This is a genomic window from Nocardia sp. 2TAF39 (genome assembly GCF_052114905.1).
Lineage (GTDB): Bacteria > Actinomycetota > Actinomycetes > Mycobacteriales > Mycobacteriaceae > Nocardia.
The window spans coordinates 1-3839 of record NZ_JBFRFQ010000113.1; the positions used below are offsets into that span (position 1 = coordinate 1).

Sequence of the window (3839 nt, forward strand, 5' to 3'; positions counted from 1 at the left end):
CCTGATGTGGGGCCAGGTTCAGGCTGGCCCCACACCAGCAATCGTAGGTGGTCACAGGAGCCGAGCTACTCAGACAACCAACCCGTCACCCACCAACACGGGCGACCGGCCCGCCATACACGCCAACCCCTTGGAATAACTCATCTAGGGTCGAGTGGTGACCTGGACAGTCGGATTCGACCTCGATATGACGCTGATCGACTCGCGGCCCGGTGTCGCACAGGCCATCGACACCGTCGCCGCCGAATTCGGTCTCCCACTATCCGGCGCCGAGTTCGCCGACCGGCTCGGGCCGCCACTGGCCAGTCTGCTGGTCGAAGCCGGGGCCCCAGAAGAACTCGTTCCCGCGCTGGTCGCGCGCTACCGCGCGCTCTATCCGGCCATCGTGTCCAGCATTCCCGCAATGCCCGGCGCGCAGGCCGCATTGGCCGCGATCCAGGCGCGCGACGGGCGGGTGCTCGTCGTCACCGGCAAGCACGCCCCGCTCGCCCGGCTGCACATCGACGAACTCGGCTGGCGAATCGACCATCTCGCGGGTGATCTCTGGTCGGCCGCCAAGGCGACCGCGTTGCGTGAGCAGCGGGCGGATCTATTCGTCGGCGACCATGTCGGCGACATGCGCGGAGCACGGGCCGCAGGCGTTGTCGCGGTGGGCGTCACCACCGGGCCGTGCACGGCCGACGAGCTGCGTACGGCGGGCGCCGACGTGGTGCTCGCGGACCTGACCGAGTTCCCCGGCTGGCTCGCGGCGGAGTTCGGCGCGGCCGTCGCGGGCTAGCGAGCACTCCGAGGCGGCGCTCCGCTCGGCGTACCGGGCGGTGCAGGTGCTCGGCGGATGCGCCTACATCGACGGGCCCCGGCGGAAAGTATCTGCGCGACGCCGAGATTACGACCCTGTTCGAGGGGCACCCTCGCGGTCTCGTCTCCGAGACCGCTCACCACGGCACCGGCCCGGTGCGGTCGAAGAACGTGCCCGTCGGCCCGTCAGGGCCGATCGTGGCCAACCGGATGATGGCGTCGGTCCCCTCGATGACGGTCTGGAAACCAGAATGTCCGTTCAGGTCTGTCGCGGTGTACCCGGGGTCGGCCGCGTTCACCTGGATCCCCGGCAGGGCGCGCGAGTACTGCGAGGTGATCATGTTCAGCGCGGTCTTCGACGCCGGATAGGGCAGGCCGAGCAGTGTTGATTCGATCCAGCTCGGGTCCGAGGTTCGCGCCAGTGAGCCGATGCCGCTGGAGACCATCACGATCCGGGGTTGCGCGGCAACGCGCAGCAGCGGCAGGAACGCATTCGTCACCTGCACCGGACCGAACACATTGGTCTCGAACACCGCACGGAAGTCGGCAGCCTCGACCTCCTGCGGCGTCTTGCGGGTGCCGCCGATACCCGCATTGTTGACCAGAACGTCCAGTCGCGGCGTGCGCTGCCCAACCGCTTCCACCGCGGCGGCGATCGACGCGGCCGATGTGACGTCCAGCTGGACGAACTCGACATCCAGCCCCGTTTCGGCGAGTTCCGTCGCAGCTTCCTTGCCCCGCTCCGCGTCCCGTGCGCCCAGGAACACCCGCCAGCCCAAGCCCGCGAGCCTGCGCACTGTTTCGCGTCCCAGCCCCTTGTTCGCCCCGGTTACCAGGGCCGTTGTCGTCTCACTCATGCCATGAGCATCGCGTTCACGCGCGCGGCGCGCCAGGGCCCCCAACTCCTGGGAGCAGCGATCCCACCCCGGCCTCGACCGGCTGCGGCATGATCGGACCGTGGATCGAACCGAGCTGGCCGCATTGCTCAGGCAGGCACGCGACCGGGTGCGCCCGGGCGACGTCGGCCTGCCCGCGGGCTCGCGCCGACAGGTGCCCGGGCTGCGCCGCGAGGAAGTCGCACAACTCGCGGGCGTCAGCGTGGACTACGTGGTGCGGTTGGAGCAAGGGCGTGGCCCCCGCCCGTCCAGCTCGGTGCTCGCCGCACTTGCCCGCGCACTACGGCTGAACGATGAGGACCGCACACTGCTCTTCCAGTTCGCGGGCGCGGCGCCACCGCAGGAGGGCCGGATAGAAATGGTCGTCCGGCCGAGCGTATTGCGCCTGCTGGACCGAATGGTGGATCTGCCTGCCCTGGTGTTGTCGGCGAAAGCCGATGTGCTGGCGTGGAATTCGATGGCAACTGCGCTGCTCGGTGACTTCACCGCCTGGCCGCCCGGGCGGCGCAACATCATCTGGCAGCGTTTCCTCGGCACCGATCGTGGGCGGGTCGCGATGACGCCCGCCGAGGCCGACTATGCCGCGGCATTCTCGGTGGCGAGCCTGCGCGGCGCCCGCGCTCGCTACCCCGACGATCCCCGCCTGCTCCGCTTGATCTCCGAATTACGTTCCCGCAGTCCGCGGTTCGAGCAGCTGTGGAACGAGCGACGCTCCGGGCAGTGGCGCAACGCGAGCAAGACCGTCGATCACCCGGAGTTCGGGCCGCTGCGGCTCGAATGCGACACCCTGCTGGTCCCGGACACCGACCAGGCCGTGGTCGTCTACTCCGCAGCCCCGGGCAGTCACGAAGCCTCGGCGCTGGATCTGCTCCGGGTTACCGGAACCCAACAGTTCACCGTGGCGGATCCTGCCGGCTAGGCCCAATACCGTTCAGTTAATGGCTGGGGCGGTATTGTGTCGGTGTGCCTCGTGGTGGATGGGTGAAGCCGGAGTCGGATCGTCGGCTGTCGGATTTGGTGTCGGTGGGGTTGTTGACCAGGGTTTTCCCTGCTGATGTGGTGGATGATGTTCTGGGATACGAGCCGGTGCGTGATCTGTTCTTTCGTGTCGCKCGTCCGGTGGCCGGGGTGGAGACGCCTGGTTCCTGGCTGGCCGGACGCCGTGTGGTGGCCATCGACGGCACCTGCGTGGACTTGGCGGACACGGTGGCCAACGCGGAATTCTTCGGCCGGCCGCCATCGAGCCGGGGCGAGAAATCCGCTTACCCGCAAGCRCGCCTGGTTGCGGTGGCCGAATGCGGCACACACGCGATATTCGACGCGGTCACCGGCCCGTGTACTACCTCCGAAACCGAGATGGCCCACAAGCTGGTGAGCCGGCTCGTGCCTGGAATGCTGGTGCTCGCCGATCGCGGCTTCTACGGATTCACGCTGTGGAAACAAGCCGCTGCCACCGGCGCCGACCTGCTGTGGCGGGTGAAAACCAATCTGCGGCCACAGCACATGCAAACCCTCGCCGACGGGTCGTGGCTGGCGCGGATCGTCCCCACCTCGGGGCCGAACCGGCGAAAGACCACACCGTTGACCGTGCGGGTCATCGACTACACCCTCGACGACGGACGCGACAACCCCGAGCAGTACCGACTGCTCACCACCATCCTCGACCCCGACCAAGCCAGCGCGACCGAGCTCGCCTTGGCCTACGCGCAGCGATGGGAAATCGAGAACACCTTCGACGAACTGAAAACACACCAGCGCGGCCCACGCGCGGTCCTGCGCTCGAAATCCCCCGACCTGGTCCAGCAGGAAATCTGGGGCCACCTCTGCTGCCACTACGCAATCCGCACCCTCATGCTCGACACCGCTACCCACGGCGGTCACGACCCTGACCGGATCTCCTTCGCCGCAGCCCTCCGGATCACCCGTAGATCTTTGTCCCACAGCACATTTCCCCCCTTGTAACCGAAACGCCGCCGCCGCGCTGTGGCAGCGCGCCATCGAGAAACTGCTCACCCGAACCAACCCGGCACGCCGAAGACGATCCAACCCCCGCGTCGTCAAACGCAAAATCCTCAAATGGGCAGCAAAACGCACCCATCACACCCAGCACCCGCAACCGACTCACGACCCGAAACTCACAATCAA

At 67.6% G+C, this 3839-nt stretch carries 4 protein-coding genes; 3 read left to right on the forward strand and 1 reads right to left on the reverse strand.

Annotation, left to right across the window (positions count from 1 at the left end):
* The first annotated feature begins 157 nt into the window (after positions 1-157).
* Positions 158-778, forward strand: coding sequence for an HAD family hydrolase (locus AB4Z47_RS30480; protein WP_441956141.1), 621 nt, complete (start codon positions 158-160; stop codon positions 776-778).
* Between the two features lie 157 nt (positions 779-935).
* On the opposite strand, the gene AB4Z47_RS30485 is transcribed toward AB4Z47_RS30480, so the two are convergent.
* Positions 936-1655, reverse strand: coding sequence for an SDR family NAD(P)-dependent oxidoreductase (locus AB4Z47_RS30485; protein ID WP_441956143.1), 720 nt, complete (start codon positions 1653-1655; stop codon positions 936-938).
* Positions 1656-1755: 100 nt separating this feature from the next.
* Between AB4Z47_RS30485 and AB4Z47_RS30490 the strand changes: the two genes are divergently transcribed.
* Both AB4Z47_RS30490 and AB4Z47_RS30495 read left to right on the forward strand, forming a co-directional pair.
* Positions 1756-2613 carry a helix-turn-helix transcriptional regulator gene (locus tag AB4Z47_RS30490; RefSeq protein ID WP_441956145.1) on the forward strand — a complete coding sequence of 286 codons (858 nt, stop codon included), beginning with the start codon at positions 1756-1758 and terminating at the stop codon, positions 2611-2613.
* A gap of 44 nt (positions 2614-2657) precedes the next feature.
* Complete coding sequence (locus AB4Z47_RS30495) at positions 2658-3656, forward strand: IS4 family transposase (protein WP_441956147.1); 999 nt, start codon at positions 2658-2660, stop codon at positions 3654-3656.
* The last annotated feature ends 183 nt before the right edge of the window (positions 3657-3839 follow it).

Bases quoted from the DNA above. Each gene is read 5' to 3' on its own strand.
- AB4Z47_RS30485 (WP_441956143.1), bottom strand. From the start codon at position 1,655: ATGAGTGAGACGACAACGGCCCTGGTAACCGGGGCGAACAAGGGGCTG.